The organism is Crateriforma conspicua, assembly GCF_007752935.1.
Lineage (GTDB): Bacteria > Planctomycetota > Planctomycetia > Pirellulales > Pirellulaceae > Crateriforma > Crateriforma conspicua.
Map to the genome: position 1 here is coordinate 6999673 of NZ_CP036319.1, position 19746 is coordinate 7019418.

Annotated in this window: 14 protein-coding genes and 1 tRNA gene; 10 read left to right on the forward strand and 5 right to left on the reverse strand. The window is 56.1% G+C overall.

From position 1 onward, the window contains the following. Positions 1-15: 15 nt before the first annotated feature. The 6 genes from Mal65_RS25490 to Mal65_RS25515 all read left to right on the forward strand — a co-directional run bounded on the left by Mal65_RS25490 (position 16) and on the right by Mal65_RS25515 (position 6495). Positions 16-1125, forward strand: a complete 1110-nt coding sequence (locus tag Mal65_RS25490) for a mandelate racemase/muconate lactonizing enzyme family protein (RefSeq protein WP_145304234.1) — start codon at positions 16-18, stop codon at positions 1123-1125. Between the two features lie 56 nt (positions 1126-1181). After that, a complete protein-coding gene (locus tag Mal65_RS25495; RefSeq protein ID WP_145304236.1) occupies positions 1182-2192 on the forward strand; it encodes an aldose epimerase family protein in 1011 nt (336 codons plus the stop codon). Positions 2193-2314: 122 nt separating this feature from the next. After that, entirely contained in the window at positions 2315-2803 is a 489-nt protein-coding gene (locus Mal65_RS25500; protein ID WP_145304238.1) for a hypothetical protein, read from the forward strand. A 102-nt stretch (positions 2804-2905) separates the two neighbouring features. Then, positions 2906-3952: an aldo/keto reductase gene (locus tag Mal65_RS25505; RefSeq protein ID WP_145304240.1), complete on the forward strand. Its 1047-nt coding sequence runs from the start codon at positions 2906-2908 to the stop codon at positions 3950-3952. Between the two features lie 56 nt (positions 3953-4008). Then, positions 4009-5088 (forward strand): zinc-dependent alcohol dehydrogenase family protein, encoded by a 1080-nt coding sequence (locus Mal65_RS25510; RefSeq protein ID WP_145304242.1) that lies wholly within the window; start codon positions 4009-4011, stop codon positions 5086-5088. Between the two features lie 258 nt (positions 5089-5346). Continuing rightward, positions 5347-6495, forward strand: a complete 1149-nt coding sequence (locus Mal65_RS25515) for a glycoside hydrolase family 117 protein (protein WP_196784445.1) — start codon at positions 5347-5349, stop codon at positions 6493-6495. A 212-nt stretch (positions 6496-6707) separates the two neighbouring features. On the opposite strand, the gene Mal65_RS25520 is transcribed toward Mal65_RS25515, so the two are convergent. Together Mal65_RS25520 and Mal65_RS25525 are read right to left on the reverse strand one after the other, a co-directional pair. Beyond that, positions 6708-9164, reverse strand: coding sequence for a glycoside hydrolase family 95 protein (locus tag Mal65_RS25520; protein WP_145304244.1), 2457 nt, complete (start codon positions 9162-9164; stop codon positions 6708-6710). Positions 9165-9270: 106 nt separating this feature from the next. Continuing rightward, positions 9271-11001, reverse strand: coding sequence for an arylsulfatase (locus tag Mal65_RS25525; protein WP_390621990.1), 1731 nt, complete (start codon positions 10999-11001; stop codon positions 9271-9273). 439 nt (positions 11002-11440) lie between these two features. Here Mal65_RS25525 and Mal65_RS25530 point away from each other — a divergent pair, with 439 nt between their 5' ends. After that, positions 11441-12490: a sialate O-acetylesterase gene (locus Mal65_RS25530; protein WP_196784446.1), complete on the forward strand. Its 1050-nt coding sequence runs from the start codon at positions 11441-11443 to the stop codon at positions 12488-12490. Positions 12491-12516: 26 nt separating this feature from the next. Here the strand turns inward: Mal65_RS25530 and Mal65_RS25535 are convergent. Further along, positions 12517-12589: transfer RNA gene (locus tag Mal65_RS25535), tRNA-Arg, on the reverse strand. A 269-nt stretch (positions 12590-12858) separates the two neighbouring features. Between Mal65_RS25535 and Mal65_RS25540 the strand changes: the two genes are divergently transcribed. The 3 genes from Mal65_RS25540 (at position 12859) to Mal65_RS25550 (ending at position 17574) form a co-directional block, all read left to right on the forward strand. Further along, on the forward strand, positions 12859-14229 hold the full coding sequence (locus tag Mal65_RS25540; protein ID WP_145304248.1) for a vanadium-dependent haloperoxidase: 1371 nt from the start codon (positions 12859-12861) through the stop codon (positions 14227-14229). Between the two features lie 165 nt (positions 14230-14394). Then, positions 14395-16767 (forward strand): DUF7309 domain-containing protein, encoded by a 2373-nt coding sequence (locus Mal65_RS25545; protein WP_145304250.1) that lies wholly within the window; start codon positions 14395-14397, stop codon positions 16765-16767. Between the two features lie 324 nt (positions 16768-17091). Beyond that, positions 17092-17574 carry a transposase gene (locus tag Mal65_RS25550; protein WP_145304252.1) on the forward strand — a complete coding sequence of 161 codons (483 nt, stop codon included), beginning with the start codon at positions 17092-17094 and terminating at the stop codon, positions 17572-17574. Between the two features lie 409 nt (positions 17575-17983). Here the strand turns inward: Mal65_RS25550 and Mal65_RS25555 are convergent, their stop codons facing one another. Continuing rightward, positions 17984-18799 carry a zinc metalloprotease gene (locus Mal65_RS25555; protein WP_165701533.1) on the reverse strand — a complete coding sequence of 272 codons (816 nt, stop codon included), beginning with the start codon at positions 18797-18799 and terminating at the stop codon, positions 17984-17986. A gap of 261 nt (positions 18800-19060) precedes the next feature. Further along, positions 19061-19675, reverse strand: coding sequence for a PEP-CTERM sorting domain-containing protein (locus Mal65_RS25560; RefSeq protein ID WP_145304256.1), 615 nt, complete (start codon positions 19673-19675; stop codon positions 19061-19063). Positions 19676-19746 lie beyond the last annotated feature (71 nt).

Below are 19746 nucleotides of genomic sequence, written 5' to 3' on the forward strand. Positions count from 1 at the left end.
TTGGCAACCTGACCCGTGAAAATTCAAAAAGTCGAAACCGAACTCTATCACGTCCCGCTGTCCCGCGCGATGGTCGATGCCATCCACGGCGTCCAGAAAGAATTCTCGCTGATCGTTGCCAAAATCACGACCGACGATGGCGCGACCGGTATGGGATACACCTACAGCGTCGGGCAAGTCGGCGGTACATCGATCGCCACCCTGATCCACGACAACTTGGTTCCACTGTTGATCGGCGAAGACCCGCGTCGGATCGAACACCTGTGGGAAAAGATGTGGTGGGCGCTTCACTACGTCGGACGCAGCGGCATCGCCGTCTTTGCACTTTCCGCGGTGGACACGGCACTTTGGGATTTGAAGGCCCGTTTGGCCGACGAACCGCTGTGGCGTTTCCTCGGCGGCCATGACAATAAGGCCGAAGCGTACGGCGGTGGCATCGATTTTGAACTGTCGATCGACGAACTGCTGAAGCAAACGCAAGGCTTCTTGGATGCCGGCCTGAACGCGATCAAAATCAAGATCGGCCGTGATTCCATTGCACAAGAATGCGAACGCATCCATGCAATGCGCGACTTCCTCGGTCCCGACCGAAAGCTGATGGTCGATGTAAATATGAAGTGGAGCGTTGAAAAGGCCATCCGCGCCGCTCGCGCTTTTGAACCCTACGATCTTTACTGGATCGAAGAACCCACCATCCCCGATGACGTCGAAGGCAACCGTCGCATCCAAGTCGAAGGCGGCATTCCCGTTGCCACCGGCGAAAACCTGCATTCGATCTACGAGTTTCGCCAAATGATCGCCGATGGCGGCGTGTCGTTCCCGGATGCCGACATTTCCAATCTGGGCGGGATCACCGCCTTGATGAAGGTCGCTCACATCGCCGAAGCCCATAACCGCAACTTGACGACCCACGGCATTCAAGAAATGCACGTCAGCTGTTTGGCTGCGATTCCCAACGCATCTTTGTTGGAAATCCACGCCTTCCGCGTCGACGATTTCTTGGTTCACCCGCTGGAAATCAAAGACGGTTACGCCTACGCATCGGATCGCCCTGGACACGGCGTGGTGATCGATTGGGACAAGATCGCCAAACACAAGATCGCGTTTAAATCTGCGCAAGGCTGATCTTCTGATGATTTGATCCCGGCATCCATTTTGATCCCCTACCCCCTGATCTTTCCATGAAATACACGATCGGCAAAGGTTCATCGATCGAAGTGGATGTCGTTCCCTTGGGCGCAATCATCACCGCAATTCGCGTTCCCGATGCGTCGGGCGCGATGGCGGACGTCGTGCTTGGATTCAATGACTTGTCGGATTACACCGACGCGGTGGACCATCCCTATTTCGGCGCGGTAGTTGGGCGGTACGGCAATCGTATCGCCAAAGGCGAATTCCAATTGAACGGTCAAACCTATCGTTTGGCCTGTAACAACGGTCCCAACCATCTGCACGGCGGTGACGTCGGATTTGACCGAAAAGAATGGACCGTCGTTTCATCGGACGACAATCAAATGGTCTTGCAGTTGGAATCACCCGACGGCGACGAAGGCTATCCTGGCAATTTGATCGTGACCGTCACCTACAAGGTTTCCGCACCGGGCGATTTTGAAGTTCTGTACGAAGCCACCACGGATCAAGCCACCCCGGTCAATTTGACGCAGCACACGTACTTCAATCTTGGTGGTGAAGGTAGCGGCGACATTTTGGATCACGAACTAAAGCTGAGTGCGCAACAATTCGTACCCGTCGATCCGACGCTGATTCCATCCGGCCAACTTGCCGATGTCGCCGATACGCCATTCGACTTTCGGCAAGCCAAACCCATCGGCCGCGACATTCTGTCTTCGCATCCGCAGTTAAAGATCGGCCAAGGCTTCGACCACAACTTCATCATCTCGAAAGATCCCTCGGATCAGCAATCGATTTCCTTGGCGGCAAGCGTCAAACACCCCACCAGCGGTCGCACCTTGGAAGTCTGGACCGACCAACCGGGCGTTCAGTTTTACTCGGGCAACTTCTTGGATGGACGGCTGACAGGCAAATCGGGATCGGCCTACACAAAAAACTCTGGGTTCTGTTTGGAAACCCAGCACTACCCTGATTCGCCGAACCAAATTGGCTTTCCGTCAACGATTCTTTACCCGGATAGCCAATATAAAACCAAAACAATCTTTCGTTTCGGTTTTTAGGTCTTTCAAGGAACTGAAAGTCTAGTAGGCGATTCATCGGATCGAATAAGATCGAACGTGACCCAACGATTGTTGGGGTTGCCGGTCAATCGATCAGCTTCCAATCAAATCTGGAGCACCCGATGGACACATCAACCTGCTGGAAGTCAGTCCTTTCCGAACGACTTCCGCTTCTGGGGCATCGTAACTGGATCGTCGTCGCCGACGCGGCCTATCCGTCGCAGACTTCACCTGGCATCCAAACGCTGGCGACGGGCCAAACCCACGAAGACGTTTTAAGCCACGTCTTGCAGCAAATCGACCAGTCGCCTCACGTGCGACCGATTGTGCATTTGGACAAAGAAATTGACCTGTTGGACGAAGCCGCTGCACCGGGCATCGATACGCTGCGTCGTTTCTTAGACACCTCGCTGAACGCTTTTCCGGTATCCAAGCGGCTTCACGAGGACATCATCGCTGACCTGGACGCGGCCGGCGAAACCTTCGACATCCTATTGTTAAAAACCAACATGGTTTTGCCATACACCACGGTCTTCCTGCAGTTGGATTGTGGTTATTGGGACGAGGCATCCGAACACGCGCTGCGTTCAACAATGACCGCAGCGACCTAGTTGAGGGCACGTGCAAGCACGTTGCCTGATCACACGCGGTACACCGACACGTACCGCGCCCCCCCTCCACCTCCGCCTGTTTCGCGATAAAGGGCTGCATTCATGTCATCTTCTGACCTTTCAACCTTCGCCGTTGCCGACGACGCGGTCGATCCCGCTCTGGTGCCTTCACACACTTTGGCAAGCGGTGATCGTATTCCCGCCATCGGTCTGGGAACCTTTGGCTCGGATCACGCCGCCCACGAAGCGGTCGCCGAATCGGTGGTGACCGCGATTTCCGTGGGTTATCGACACATCGACTGTGCCGCCGTCTATGGAAACGAGGACTACATCGGGCCCGCGTTGCAAACCGTTCTCCGCGGTGGTATCCAACGCGAAGACCTTTGGATCAATTCCAAGCTATGGAACGACATGCACGATGAAAAGAATGTCATCCCCGCATGCGAGAAGACGCTGAAGGATTTGCAACTGGACTATTTGGACTTGTACTTCGTCCACTGGCCGTTTCCGAACTACCATGCCCCCGGCTGTGATGTCAGTTCACGTAGCGCCGACGCGAAACCGTATATCCACGAGAACTTCATGAAGACTTGGCGTCAAATGGAACGCCTCGTCGAAAAGGGTTTGGTCCGAAACATCGGTACATCCAATGTGACGATCCCCAAACTGAAACGCATTCTGGAAGATGCGGAAATCAAACCCGCGGTGAACGAAATGGAAATTCACCCTCATTTCCAGCAACCGGAACTGTTTGATTTTGTCCGCAGCCAAGGCATCGTTCCAATCGGCTTCAGCCCGATCGGTTCACCGGCCCGACCGGAACGAGACCGAACCTCCGATGACACGGTCGACATTGAAGATCCCGTCATCGTCAAAATTGCCGAAAATCATCAAGTGCACCCCGCGGTCGTCTGCTTGAAGTGGGCCGTCCAACGGGGACAGATTCCCATCCCGATGTCCACCAAGCGGCGAAACATTCTGTCGAACCTGAAATGCGTGACCGAAGACCCGCTATCCGATGCGGAAATGAAGGCGATTGCGGGAATCGACAAGAATTGCCGACTGATCAAAGGGCAAGTCTTTCTGTGGAAGGATGACCAGGACTGGCAAGACCTGTGGGATATCAACGGTGAAATCACACCCGCCTGATCATCCAAGTCCCGTTGCGATCCCGATTCCCACCCTCACAACCCAGCCAAGATCCCATGTCCGCAATCCCATCGAAAATGACCGGCGTCGTATTGCCGGGAAACAGCACCGTCGAATTTCGTGAATACGATGTCCCAACACCGGGCCACGGCCAGGTATTGTTGAAAACCAAGGCATCGTCGATTTGCGGCAGCGACATTCGCGCGATCTATCGCGAACACCTCGGCAAAGGTCCCGAAGCCTATCAAGGCGTGATTGCCGGTCACGAACCTTGCGGTCAAGTCGTCCAGGTCGGCCCGGGATGTCGTGAACGACAAGTCGGCGATCGTGTGGTGCTGTATCACATTTCCGGTTGCGGCGTCTGTGAAGACTGCATGCATGGGTATCAAATCAGTTGTACCAGCACCGACTATCGCAAGGCGTATGGTTGGCAGCGCGACGGCGGACACGCTGAATACATGTTGGCCGACGAAGCCGACTGCATCTTTTTGCCCGAACCGTTGACCTATGTCGACGGTGCCTTCATGGCGTGCGGTTTCGGAACCGCCTGGGAATGCCTGGACCGAATGAAGGTCAACGGAAAAGACCGCTTGCTGATCACCGGTTTGGGACCGGTCGGGTTGGCCGCCGCACAACTCGGACGCGCATTGGGGGCATATGAGATCATTGGCGTTGACCTGTCGGAGGGCCGAATGGATCTGGCAAAGGAATTGGAATTTTCGCCCGGCGTTCCATTGGTCGATCACGTCTTTCGATCCGACGATGCCGCCCTGGATGCCATCAAAGATGTCACCGGCGGGAAAGGTGCGGAAGTCAGCATCGACTGCTCCGGTGCCGCTCCCGCCCGTCTGCTGGCGCTGCAGGGAACGCGGCAATGGGGACGCTGCGGGTTTGTCGGCGAAGGCGGTACGGTTCAATTCGATGTGTCACCGTATCTGATCCATGAACAGATCACACTGTTCGGTTCCTGGGTCACGTCGCGCAAACACTTGGCGGACTTGGCAAATCTGCTGGCCGCCCGCGGCGTCCACCCCGAATCCACAGCGGGACGCAAACTGCCGCTCTCGGAAGCCTCTCTTGCCTATGACCTGTCCGACAAGGGCCAAGAAGGAAAGGTCTGCATCGTCTTTGATTGATATCAATCGGTGAGCGAGCGCAAGATTCGATTCACGGAACCCGATCGTTTACAATTGACAATGCTCGGCCGGAAGCAGCCCCTGCCTCCGGCCGTTTTTTTTGCCCCCATTCCACCCCCTTTCGCTATTCCCCATACCGACATGTTTCATTTCCCACGTCGCCGTGCTTCGGCCGCCGCTTTGATCTCAAGCACTCGCCGTTTCGTTGCACTTCCCATGGTGATTTTGATGTCGGCAGGCAACTTCGTTTGTCCTTCGATGAGTAACGCACAAGAACCAGCCGACAGCGAAGCCCGCACCGCCCCGACCCCCGAGCAAATCGACTACTTTGGGATCACCAATCCTGACAAACTGAGTGCGGCAACCAAACGTGCGCTTCAGTGGAAGAATCTGGACAACGATTGGTACGTCCAATTCACCGTCAAGGATCTGAAAGGCGACTTGGCCTACGAAGAAGGTATCGTGCGGCGTGACCCCAGTGCGGTCATCAAAGAAAATGGCCAGTACTACGTCTGGTATTCACGCAGCACGGGCCCCAGCCAGGGCTTCGCCGGTGACATCGACAAGGACAAGGTCTTTCCCTGGGACCGATGTGATCTCTGGTATGCAACCTCCCAAGACGGTTGGACGTGGAAGGAACAAGGCCCCGCGGTCAAACGTGGTAAGCCCGGCAGCTACGACGACCGTTCGGTGTTCACTTGTGAAATCATGAAACATGATGGCAAGTTCTATCTGTGTTACCAAACGGTCAAATCACCGTACAACATTCGCGTGAAGAACCAAGTCGGTTTGGCCTGGGCCGATTCGCCGGACGGACCATGGACGAAAAGCGAAGAACCAATCCTTAGCCCAGCGAACAATGGAATCTGGAAAGGGGAAGAACAGAACCGCTTTTTGGTTGAAAAGAAAGGCGATTTCGACAGCCACAAAGTTCATGACCCTTGCATCATTCCCTTCAAAGGCAGATTCTATTTGTACTACAAAGGCGAACAGATGGGCGAAGAAATCAATTTCGGCGGCCGCATGATTCGCCACGGCGTGGCCATCGCGGATGACCCCAAAGGCCCCTACATCAAATCGCCTTACAACCCCATCAGCAACAGTGGCCACGAAGTGTGTGTGTGGAAATACAACGGCGGCATCGCATCAATGATCACCACCGATGGCCCGGAACGAAACACGATTCAGTGGTCGCCCGACGGCATCAACTTTGAAATCATGTCACACATCAAAGATGCCCCTCACGCGATCGGATTGAATCGGTCACTGGACAACGAATCAGCCCCGACAGCGATCTTGCAATGGGGACTGACACACCAATATCGCACCGGCGATTATCAATACATTCGCCGTTTCAGCGGGGTCAACCTGCGGCACCACACGGCCAAAGGCGAAGACGCCAAGTAACATCAATGGTCGGCAGTCCCAACCGGCCAATCCACCGATGCCTGAGCGTCACGGACGACGCATCGAGCATTGGTTGAACTGGTTTTTCGCAGGAAAAATCCGTTTCCCTGATTGGGAATCACTCTCATGCACTGCGGCAAGCCACCATCTACCGGAAGCCTGCCGTAGCGTTTCCGGACACACACTTTCTGCCGCCCCGATGCCGCGATCGTTCAGAATCGGTCTTTCAGGTCATAGCTGGCATCGACCTCGGTCTGCAGATCGATGGTCTTGTTCCCGTAGCGGACTTGGCACGGTCGACCGATGCGGGAATGTAGCTTTGCAACCGCCAGCTTTCCATCCTTCCAGGTGATATCGACCTCAAAACCGCCTCGGGCACGCAGTCCCTTCACCGCACCCTCGCCCCACGCCATGGGCAATGCGGGAAGCAAGACGATCACGGGCAAGCCATCGTTTGCCTGCTCATGAGACTGCAACAACATTTCAGCGATCCCGGCGGTCGCCCCTAAGTTACCATCGATCTGGAACGGCGGGTGGGTATCAAAAAAGTTTGGAAGCGTCGACTTGATCAACAGGGCGTGAAGATTCTCATCGCATTTTTCGCCATCCAACAACCTAGCGTAGAAGTTGATGATCCACGCTCGGCTCCAACCAGTATGTCCGCCACCATGGGCCAATCGGTGGTCGATCGTCTTCCGCGCTGCCGCGGCCCACTGCGGCGTCGTCCCAGGCGAAATCTGCCACGAGGGGTGCAGCGCATATAGATGCGATACATGACGATGCCCCTTCGCCACCTCTTCCAAGCCTTCCTGCCACTCAAGCACTCGCCCATCCGCTCCGACCTTGACCGGATCCGCCAATCGGGCGCGAAGATCAATCAGCTGTTCCCGAAATTCGCGATCCTTATCCAAAACCTCTGACGCCAAAATGCAATGCGTGAACAGCTCATAAATGATCTGTTGATCCATTGCAGGTCCCATCGAAAGCGCACCGTGACTGCCGTCGGGGGCTTGAATGTTGTTCTCTGGTGATGTCGTCGGCCCCGACACCAATTTTCCGGTCGACGGATCTTCCACCAGAAAATCGACGAAGAATTCTGCCGATTCTTTCATCAACGGATACGCACGTTCTTCCAAAAACTCGCGATCACCAGAAAACAACCACCGCTCCCAAAACTGACGCAAACACCACGCCGGTCCGGTTACCCACATCCCGTACCGCGGCTTGCCAAAAATCGAGCTGTTGGCCCACAAATCGGACGTGTGACCTGCGACAAAGCCATTGCAACCAAACATCGTTTTGGCCGTTTTTCGACCGCTAGGCACCAACGATTCGACGAAATCGAAAAACGGTTCATGGCACTCAGCCAAGTTGCAAGACTGAGCCATCCAGTAGTTCATCTGGATATTGATATTGATGTGATAATCGGCATTCCAAGGCGGGCTGAATCCGTCGGCCCAAAGACCCTGCAAGTTTGCCGCCGAGCAACCCGGGCGTGAACTGGATATCAACAAATAGCGACCGAACTGAAAGTAGAGTGCATACAGTTGCGGGTCGCTGTGCCCCTGCTCCAAAGCGGCCAACCGAACATCCGTTGGTTGATTCTCCGTTTCACCGTCACCCAAATGAAGCGACACTCGCCTGAACAGTCGGCGATGTTCGGTCACGTGGTCACGATACAAACGATCAAAGGCTTTCCCGGCGGCCTCGGCCAATTGCGTCTGGCTGACTCCCAAAGGATCTTCATCACGAAAGCTGGTCGCTGCGGTCAGCAGGATGACCGCTGCGTCAGCACCTGCCACTTGCAGCTTTCCATCCATCGCCGTGACGGTCCCGCCCTCGGGAACGATTTTCATTCGAGCGGCGAACCGCACACCTTGCGAATGTGTTGGAAACCCTTGCGTATCTTGCCGGCGGGTGTTCGTACTGCGGGCTTGGCCAGACATGACCAGTTCGGCATCACCCAAACTTTCAACCTCCGCGTGATGCTGACGTTGCAATCGAGCATCAAAATTGACCTTCCCAGGCTTGTCGCTGCTGATTCGCACGACGATACACTGATCCACGGGACTTGAGAAAACTTCCCGCAGATAGCCGACACCATCCACTTCGTAGCGAACCCGGGCCACCGCTTGGTCTAAATCCAGATCCCGCCGATAGTTCACCACTTTGACAGCATCCGGGAACGTCAGCTCCAAATCGCCCAGTGTCTGGTAGGTGTGGGTACCCGATGGCAAACGCACGCTCAAGAACTTGTCGGCAATCAGCTTTTCGGCTTCACCGTACCGATCCGCGAACATCAACTCGCGTGCCTGTTTCAGCACTTCGGGACCGTTGGGCATCATGTGGTCAAACTTGGCACCGGACCAAAGCGAATCTTCGTTCAGCTGGATCCACTCGCGGTTCACCCCGCCATAGACCATACCGCCCAAACGTCCGTTGCCGATTGGCAATGCTTCGTTCCAATTTCGCGCCGGTTGCCGATACCACATCACGCTGGGCGCATCCGGTGCAACGGCTTGTCCCGTCAACTCACTGGCAGACTCCTCCAACAGTGCTGCACGCCCGTCGCTTAACCTTGCGCCGGATGGCACCACCGCGTCGACATGACCGATCACACCGGCAACGAACCAAGTTGCCAACAAGCATCGATTGAACAAAGCAATCATTGGACCATTTCATCGTTGGAAGCTATTAAGACACTCGACAAAATCATTTCGCCGAGCCGTCGATTTTTCGGAGAACTCGTCGGCCCTACTGAAGACATAGAAAACGCTACTCCAAGAACGTCACCACCACATAGAACGCACCGATTTCTCCTTGGTTGATCTCGAAGACCGGTGAAAGTCGGTGGGATCCTTTGGCCAGCTTGGTTTCAAAACGAATCTCCCGATCGTCGTCCGAAACACCCTGACGATCCAGGTCTCGGTCATCGATCCGTAGGACCGCCGCGGTCGCGTTGATCGTGTTCCCTGGAGTCGTCCGAAACGCGGCCGTAGCACCGGGCACGTTGGGTCCGGGCGGGAGCGACGCATTGATTGCCATTCCTGACTCCACAGGCCAACGCCGAAGAGATATTTGATAGTTCCCGTCTCGCACCACTTTGACTGCCCAATGGCCAAGGTGACGAAGCTTCTCATCCTTGCCGGTGCCACGGTCGGCCTCTCGGATTGCCCCTTGATGCCACGGGGGATAGGCCTTTTGAATCCAATCGTGCGCGGTCAGACTTACCACCGGATGATCGGGATGCCCCAGGTAGATCTCGGTTGTCTGTGAAAACGTCGGTTTCAATTCCGCCCACCACTGTTCGTAGAACTCTCGCATTTCACGAACCACCTCCGGGTGATCTGCTGCAATGTTTTTCCTTTGTCCCGGATCGCTGGAAACGTCATAAAGCTCTTTGCGATTCACCAGACGATACTTCTGTGACATCACCGATGAACTTCGCCACTTGATCGGATCTCGGACACGCTGTGAATCGGTGATCACAAACCGCTTGGGCCAATCGACGTCTTGCTTGGGGTCCAGCAAACTGGCGATCGAAACACCATCGAACACCACATCGTCTGGCTTTTCGACACCCGTTAACTCCAGCAGTGTCGGGACCACGTCCACGGCATGCGTCAATTCATCGATGTCATGCTGTTTGGTGAAGCCTCCGGCCGGCCAATGCACAAAGAAGGGGACTCGGTGTCCGCCTTCATAGGGACTGCCCTTTCCGCCTCTCATACCGGCGTTAAAAATTTTCGCCCCGCTGGCCGTTCCGTTGTCCGTCGTGAAGATGAAAATCGTATCGTCAGCGATTCCCAAATCTTCAAGCAACCGACGCGTCTGTCCAACATTGTCATCGATGTTGGTGATCATCCCATAGAATGCGGCAATGCCATCGGATTGCTCCGGGTACATGTCCATGTACTTCGGTGGACAGTGCAGCGGCTTGTGCGGTGCGTTGGTGGAAATGTAGGCGAAGAACGGCTTTTCCTGCCTCGCACAATCAGAGATGAACGCGTTTGCCTTGTCGAAGAACACATCCGTGCAGAATCCTTTGGCTGCGGCGATCCTGCCGTTATGAAAATAGGAACCATCAAAGTAGGCGTTATCCCAAACATCCGGCGTTTGACCGATACCGCCACCCCCATGCCGGTAAACTTCCGTAAAACCACGGTCCTCGGGGCGATAAGGAAAGTTGTCACCCAGATGCCACTTTCCAAACATGCCGGTTTCGTATCCCGCGTCCGAAAACATCTGCCCCACGGTGACCTCGTTTTCTCGCAACATTGATCGCCCCATGATCGTGTGCCAGACTCCCGTGCGATTCGTCCAGTGCCCCGTTAGCAATGCACAGCGTGTCGGTGAACAGGTCGGCGCGACATGGTAATCGCTCAAACCTGAACTCTCTGACGCCAAAAGATCGATGTTGGGGGTCTTGATGATCGGGTTGCCCGTACAGCCCAGGTCGCCATAACCTTGGTCATCGGAAATGACGATCACAACGTTCGGTGACATGGCGGATACCGTGCATGTCAAAACGATGCCCAGCAAGGCCAGGACCGTGGGCCGGACGACGTTGGACAGCGGGGTTCGTCGTAGATTCATCCTTGAATGACGGTGGTTCACAGGTACCGAAGGTGCAGAAGACGCGAAAGGCGAAAGACTCAGAAGTTTGGTGACGGATCCAATCGCAGCTATCATCGAAAAACCCAAGATTCGCCGGCGATGTTGGTAAAGCCGAACCCGATAAGCTGGCCGTACTCATCACGCGGTGCGTCGGGCAAGTCGGTCGATTCGGCCGGGCCGTTCCCGACCCTACAGGAACGTCACTTTGGCGTTGCTGCGGGGCGAACGGTTACACTGTTTTGCTTGGAACGGTTCTTGGTTGCGACGGATGCCCGTGCGTTTCAGCGTAGCCGGCAACAATTGTCGTTGAAGGAGGAATCACGCCAACATGCTAATGATTTGCGGCGTCGTGATCTCGGAACCTGCAGCATCCGCCGACCGCTACGGACAGAACGTCGCAGCCAATGTTCAAACCAATCCGGTGTTCAGATTGCTCCGCGATCGATGCAACAAGTCCAGATCGATTCTTTTGTACGATGGTGACCAACCGGCATACTCAGCTGCGTTTTTCCATGCGATGGGACTTCATTTCATGTTTCGGACCGTTTGCTTTGTCGCCTTTCTTGTGACCGTCGTGGTTGTCATGGTGAATCTTGGAACGCCCTGCGCGGCGGCTGACTATGACGTTTACCTGTTGGCCGGACAGTCCAACATGGACGGCCGGGGGCTGGTGAGCGAATTGCCCGCCGAAGATCAGCAGACCCCCATCGATCGCGTCATCATCTTCTATCGAAACGTTTCCGGATCCAGTGACGGTTGGCAGCCCTTGGTGCCCGGGTTCAGCATTCCGCCGAAGTACAAGGGCGAACTTCCGTCGCCAACGTTCGGGCCAGAGATTGGATTTGCCCGCATCATGACGCAGGATCACCCCGATCGTCAGATTGCACTGATCAAAGGATCCAAGGGCGGTACCAGTCTGCGTGCGGATTGGAAGCCGGGAATCGCATCCAACGTGGAAAGCCAGGGACCTCGCTATCGCGACTTCATCGAAACCATCCTGGTCGCGACGCAACAGTTGATCGACCGTGGTGACCAGTTCCATTTTCGCGGAATGCTATGGCACCAGGGCGAGTCGGACGCAAAGTCGAAAACGGAGACCTACCGACAACAACTGACGCACTTGATCCAACGCGTACGTGAAGACGTGGGCGTCGCCGATTTGCCGGTGGTCGTCGGCGAAGTTTTCGACAATGGCCAGCGAGACAATGTGCGTGCGGCAACGCAAGCCGTTGCCGCCAATCACCCTGGTGTGGCCCTGGTTTCATCCGAAGGCACCACCACGTCCGATCCCGGCACGCACTTTGATACCGGGAGCCAATTGCTGTTGGGAAAACGCTATGCCGAAGCGATGAAGACGCTGTTGGCTGACCAGCACTGAGCCGACAAAAACGTTCGACGCAGCAGCACCCACGGCAGGATTCGAACCTGCGACCTTAGCTTTAGGAAAGCTCTGCTCTATCCCCTGAGCTACGCGGGCGTCGGCGGGAGCTTGCGAGTACCGCGATCCCACCGATCGGGCGATAGTCTAGCGAACATCCACCGGGCCCTGTAGTGACGCGTGCTTCCCTCGTGGACACGAATCGCTGCGATCAATACGCCATCGCTGGATCGGAAATCCGATCACCCGCGAGACTCATGGTGGCTTTCAAAATCACCGCTTTCCCAGACACAGACGAACGACATCAATTAAGGTATAGGGGACACTAAACCACCCGACGACCACAGGCTCCCACACACGGTGTCCTGATGTACAGATCCCTTTTTTTGTTCGGCTGCACCATCGTGTTGATGTCCGCGCGCGCCGCGGACGCCGATGTCGTTTTGGACTGGAACGCCACCGCGAGCGATGTGCTGGTCGCTGACCAGACGTATCAAAATCCTGGGATGGCATCGCGAACCATGGCGATGGTCAACATTGCCATCCATGATGCGTTGGCGGCAAGCGGTGTGGGCAGCGGAACCTTCTATTCCTACAACAGCCTGCCGTCGACACAGTCGGCGTTGGCCAACGCAACGGCCGCAACCGCCGCCCACACGGTTCTGTCATCGATCTACTCTGGCCAACAGGGATCGCTGGACGCCGCACTGGATCAGGCCTTGGCCGGACACAGCATGGCCGACCGATCCACCGCAATGGCTGCCGGACAAGCCATCGGACAGACGGTCGTCGCCGCTCGTGCCAACGACGGCTTCAACACCAACGTGCAATACCAGCCGACCAACACGGTTGGCCATTGGCAGCCCGACCCGATCAACAGTTCACAACAGGCGTGGGGACCGAACTGGGGTGACGTCCAAACCTTTTGCCTGCCATCGGTCCAACCGTTCCTTCCTGCGGCGCCCCCGGCAATCACAAGCCAACAGTACGCCAGCGCTTTCAATGAAGTCAAATCACTGGGATCGGTAAACAGCACCGAACGGACGAAAGAGCAAACGGATATCGGCAAGTTCTGGGCCTATGACCGACTGGGGATGGGAACGCCGATGCGACTGTACAACCAAGCCCTTCGAAACATCGCCGAGTCGCAAATCAACGCCGAGGGACGCATCAATAACGTGTCGGAAAACGCCGACTTGTTTGCCAAAGCAACCGTCGCAATGGCGGACGCGGGCATCGTCGCTTGGAACGCAAAATTCGAACACGATCTGTGGCGTCCCGTGACGGGAATTCGCGAAGCAGACCAAGACGAGAATCCTGATACCGTGGCAGATCCAAACTGGACACCACTGGGTGCACCGGAGATCAATGGGCCCAACTTCACCCCGCCGTTCCCGACCTACATTTCAGGCCACGCGACGTTCGGCGGCGCAATGTTCACGACGATTGCCGAATTCTACGACACCAACGAAGTCACATTTTCTTTGGAAAGCGACGAACTTCCCGGCATGATTCGGACGTTTGATCGTCTGTCCGATGCGATGGCCGAAAACGGACGCAGCCGTGTCTACCTGGGCATCCACTGGAACTATGACGACACCGTTGGCCAAACCACGGGAGCCAACATCGCCCAGTTTATCACCAGCCAGCCGTTTACCGCCGCCGCTGTGCCCGAACCGAGCGGCCTGGCCATTTTGGTGGTCATCGGCATTCATGCGGCCAGGCGTCGACGACGCTAGCTTTGCGTCGCAATCCCAGCGTTTTTCGGGCCGGGTCTCTCTGCCGCGATCGTGCTCGGACTTTCCAAAACGCGAATTCGGGCGGTCGAGATGCTTCCGACGAAACCGCCTTTCTTTTGCTATGTTGATGGGGCATCGAAACATTTCACGCACGGAAGATTCGAAATGCCCAAGCATCAAACACTTCTCAATCGATTGATGAGCCAGTTTCCTGGTGGACTGGATGACGCACCGCCGCAGCTTCGCAAAGTGATTGAAACCGCTCTGCAGGAATCGGAGCAGGGCGATGACGAAATGCTTCGTGAACTGATCGATGTATTCGACGGAATCGACACCGGTGCATTGGTTGACTCCAGTGAGCCAGAAATGCCGCTGAGCGATCCGCAAGTCGCCGAAGCGATGCTTCAAGCTCGTGACGAGCTTGAGGACGCAGACGAACTGTACGCCTTCTTGACCGACCAAATCAAAACTTCGCCGAACAGTGTCGAATTGCATTACATGGCCGGCATGTACTGCGATGAAATCAAACAAGCATGTCGGCACTTTCGCGATGCCTGTGATGCCACCCGGCATCATGACGCAGAAACCGTCGCCACCGTGATGCCGGGCTATCGTGTCGAGATGGCACAGCGATTGTTTGACGCCATGAAACTAGATGACGTCTGCGACGTGCTGCTTCCGGTGGTCAACGAAGACTATGAGTCCGCACCCACCGCGATCGTCATGCTGATCGAGGCCCTGTTGCGGCTGGATCGCGATCAAGAACTCTCCGACATCTTGCAGGACATTGATCCGGATCCGTTCCCCATGGTCATGTACGCTCAAGCGTTGCTGGAGTATCGCCGTGCCGGCGACACGCGCCGCGGTCGTGCGTTGCTGAAGGCCGCGAATGCCTTGTTGCCCGAAGTCGCGATTCAGTGGATCGATCCGTCGTACGACGAATCCGACGATGAAGTGACGGATTTGACGGCGGAGTGTTTGCAGTACGCGATGAACATGACCCAAGGCGCCGTTGATTGGGTCCGTCAAACATTGGCCGACGTCATTCCAGAGTTTGCTGGACCGTCGAATGCCGGCGATTCGTCCGATGCATTGACATCAGACACGCCGTTATCCAAACGCATGCTGGCGGAATTGACCGACGAAGCCAAACAGGCTCCCGCGTCACAGCAATCGTGGCGACTGCTGCACGGCCCGGTCAAAGACAAACGATGCAACGATGCGGGCATTCACTACGTGGTAGTTCTGATCAATGACAGTGTGGACGACGAAGGTTCGCTAAGGTCCTGTCAAGTCTATCAAAGCAAACCGAAACCGGCGTTGCTGCGTGAAGTCCTTCTGCGTGGCATTGTCGATCCGATTTTGGGTCAGCCGGGACGGCCCGCTGAATTGATCTTCAGCACGAAAACCGATTGCAACAACTTAAAGACCCTTTCCGGAAAACTGGACATTGCTTGTGTCCACGAAGCTCACAACGTCATCGCGAAATACAGCATCAAAGGGATGTTGCAACAGGTCGCATCGATGATGTTGGACGATTTCAATCAGCATGGCGATGCCCCGCCGAACGCCACCAATGACGACGATGCCAAAATTTCCAATTTAACGCTGGACGATCTGCGGCGGGAATCCAGTGATCTGCCTCTGCGTGGCGAAGACCAGCAGTGGCTGGTCGGTATCTTTTCACCGCCTCTGTTCATCCATCATGGATCGGGTTCTGAGCGTGGTCGAACGGGTATCGTCATCAACAATGACGACGGAACCATCGTCGGCTTTGATTTGTCCATGACAGCGGCCAGTGACAACGAAGCGTTCGGCTTGTTATTGCAAACCATGCGTCAACCCAAAGTGGGCCAACCTGGTCGACCGGCCTCCATCGTGTTTGCACCCTCCTGTGCGCCACCCGGCATTGGCGAAAACGATGACTGGATGATGGTCGGCGACGATCGTCTGGAACAGCTGTTTACCGAGATGATCGGGGACATGCTGTTAGCCCAAAGCTCCGTGTCTCGCCCCTTGGTCAAGATCGATGGGATCACGCATGACCAACTTGCCGATCTTTATGATGCCGCGGCCGAATTTTATCTTGCCAAACCATGGCATTCGGTCCCCGGCGATACGCTGATCACGGTCTATGATGACAGCACCCCTGGTGCGAGCAATCGAGTCGCCAGTGTGATGGGACAAATGGGTCAAGAATTTGGGATCAATATCTTTGACGACGAGTCCGCCGCGCGGGCATTGTTTGAAAGTATGGACCCCACCACGATACGTGGTTTGGCGGTCAATTATGGCGAAGCCCGAGACTGCATTCCTGTCGATGCATGGAATCTGGAACGATACGGCTGGTCGTTGGCCTCACCCCAGGCATACCCACTGATCACGCGAATCGCGGCCGATTCGCAAGGCCCCAGTTATCAGTGTCCCGATTCGGCGGACGAACTCCTCTACCTGACCCGAGTCCTCCGCACGTTGCCGGCATATCTGAACGATCAGACGCCGGATCCCTCCTTCGGGCTTCACTACGGCCGGCTGTAACCGCTCGATCGGCCTCCCACACGTATTCGCCAGACATTCCCGAGGCCTCACGGCCGACGGCTCACTGTCAGCCGTGATCGCGTCAGCGTCCGGGAAACCACCACCACCCCGTGAGCCGTGACGCGTCAGCGGCCGGGAAACAACCACCGCCCCGTTAGCCGTGATCGCGTCAGCGGCCGGGAATTAACCACCACCCCGTGAGCCGTGATCGCGTCAGCGGCCGGGACACCCTCCATCACCCATTTCCCGAGGCCTCACGGCCGGCGGCTCACCGTAAGCCGTGACGCGTCAGCGGCCGGAACATCCCCCATCCCTACTTCACCGATGAACGATTCCCCGCTCGGCCTGTTCATCACCTGGACCGTCTATGGCACCTTCCTTCCCGGCGACGCCCGCCATTGGCGTCACCGCACCGGCGGAGAGCAACCATCGAGTGCTGGGCTGCAACGTTGGAACCAGCAACGACTTAATCATCCAGTCGTTCTCCTTAACGACGACATGCGACAGGTGGTGAACGACTCCATCGCGGGAATGACCGACTTTCGCGACTGGACGATCTGGAACATCCAAGCACGCACCAATCACGTCCATATCGTCGTTAGTGCACCCGGGTATCGGCCCGCTTTAGTGCGTGACCAGATGAAGGCGCAGGCCACACGGGGATTGCGTCGATCGTTCCCCGTGTTTGTTGACCGCCCGGTCTGGACCACCAAAGGCGACGTTCAATATTTGGACAGGGAAGCCGATATCGAAACGTGCGTCCGCTACCTGACCGAAGCGCAAGACCGCAAGGGCCGCGACCAATGAGCCGTGACCGCGTCAGCGGCCGGGAAACCAGCACCCATTCCCGAGGCCTCACGGCCGGCGGCTCACTGTAAGCCGTGACCGCGTCAGCGGCCGGGAAACCAACACCACCCCGTGAGCCGTGATCGCGTCAGCGGCCGGAAACCACCACCGCCATCCAGCGCCCAATTCCCGAGGCCTCACGACCGGCGGCTCACACCGTTAGCCGTGACCGCGTTAGCGGCCGGGAAGCACCACCATCCACTCCCGAGGCCTCACGGCCGGCGGCTCACTGTTAGCTGTGACGCGTTAGCGGCCGGGAAACCAAACCTTAAACATCGGCCGGCGGCGCACCGTGAGCCGTGACGCGTCAGCGGCCGGGAAACCAAACACGCCACCCAGCACCCATTCCCGAGGCCTCACGGCCGGCGGCTCACTGTGATCCGGCACCGAATTGACCATTTACCTTGCGTCGGAATCGACCGAACAGCACCACGGCGAGGCCGCCCAAAAATGCTGACGGTTCCGGAACCGCCACGGCGAAGACACTCATGCGTGCATCGCCGGCCTGTTGCAAATTGATTTGCACATCCACCAAGCGTTCCTCTGTAATGGGAGCGGCCGTTTGCATCAGATTGCCATCCACATCCAGGTGATCCAGTCCCAAATTGTGTCCGATCTCGTGCGAAATCAACATCGCGGCGACTTGATTGCCCAGCGGCTGGCCTCCGCTCATAGCGCCGGGCAAATCCTCTCCGATAAAGATGGTGCTAGCCGGGTACGGAAAATCACTCCCCGAAACGATGTATTGAGCCAGCCCGGCGGCGGATAAAGGCGACGACTCGGGATGTCCCGGGCTGACCCGCACAATAAACATGTTCAGCGCCATTGGATTTGTACTGGTCACGCCATCGTCGATGCCGTCGGACCGAATCTGGCTGAGGTCGCCCGTTGGTCGCGTCGGGGTTCCATTGACGGTCGGATAGGGAGTCGTACCGACGTTGGCAAACGTATCGTTCCAATGGTTGGGACTAAGGAAATCAATGTCGATTCCAGCCTGTCCCCAGATTTGATCGATGACCGATTCGATGGCCGACGCTTGGCCGTCCCCCATGAACGTTGCCGTATTTGATCCATCATCATTCGAAACGATCACCGGCTGAACGGTCACCCGATGCGTGATCGAGACCTGGGGATTGATGACCAAAGCGCCGTGGGTGTCACTGGTCAACGTCCCCCACAGCATCATCGCGCAGCCAAACGCAAACCGCGTCGTTGGACACCCAATGGCCGCCACGAATCTTTGCCGGATGCGACGACGTTTCCCATTCACAACGAACATCTCACCTTGCCTTTGAGTCATCCGGATAGGTCATCAGACATTGCGACGTATCGGGTCACACGTCGCGCAGAAAAAAACTCGCGGGCATCGATCACCCGCGAGTCACATTTGTCTTTTACTTACATTGGCACAAATCAACTGCGGTCGTGTAAACCGCAGATGCAGCGATCAAGCCACCGACTTGCGTTTCCGCCATCGACGACCGGCAACCCCAGCACCGATCAAACCACAAAGGGCAAAGGTCCCGGGTTCCGGAACGGCCACAACTCCAGGAGATATACCTGCATAACCGTTCTCAAAGGCTCCTGTAATTCCAACTGTCTGATCAGCTGGCTCGAAATCAACTACAAACGAATCACCGACGGCGATCGGATCTGCATACGAAAAATTAACCGTTGCAAATGTAATGTCTGTCGCCATTAAACTGGTTCCTCCTGAAAACAGATCGCCAGTACCCTGTAGGACAATCGAACTAGGATCAGTAACAACACCGGTTGAAGGTGGTGCCAAAAACTGGAATCCTGCCCCAGCAACAATGCTATCAATCGTCAACGTGTTTGACGTGCTCAAACTACCCTGAAAATTTGAAAACCGCAGATCGAGATCAAATGATCCGACAGCAGCCGGTCCGTCGGTGGTGCGTACACCAATTACGAACGAGCCAGCATCCAAACTAGCATTAAAAACCTCTGGCTGAACGGTGAATACAGCGTTTCCAAAGGTTGAACCAGCTACCACCACCGTAGCGGCGAGAGCCGAAATCACGCGGGAAAGCAGTCTCATCAGCGATATCTCCAAAAACAAGTTGAATGTCGTGTGGTCTAGTGAAGAGAGGCTACTCTCCCCCCAAATCG